Genomic DNA, 285 nt, shown 5'->3' on the forward strand with positions numbered 1-285 from the left:
AGAAAAAGGTAGCGGAGAGTGGGTTAACACAAAGCATGTCGAGAAAAGGTAACTGCTTGGATAATGCGGTTGCTGAAAACTTTTTTGCTTTACTCAAAACAGAGATGTATCACAACCAAAGCTTTGAAGATGCAGATGCTCTGATAGAGCAAATTAAAGAATACATCGAGTACTACAATACCAAACGTATAAAAGTGAAACTAAAAGGCCTGACTCCGATAGAATATCGAACTCAGGCCTTGAAAGCCGCTTAACAGAAATGTCCAACTTTACGGGGTCACTTCA

Annotated in this window: 1 protein-coding gene; it reads left to right on the forward strand. The window is 39.6% G+C overall.

Features of this window, described 5'->3' with window-relative positions; all coding sequences use genetic code 11:
- On the forward strand, positions 1-254 hold a 254-nt coding region (locus FTW16_RS17950; RefSeq protein ID WP_146492025.1), incomplete at its 5' end, for an IS3 family transposase.
- Between the last annotated feature and the right edge of the window lie 31 nt (positions 255-285).

This window comes from Vibrio sp. T20 (assembly GCF_007858795.1).
Lineage (GTDB): Bacteria > Pseudomonadota > Gammaproteobacteria > Enterobacterales > Vibrionaceae > Vibrio > Vibrio satsumensis.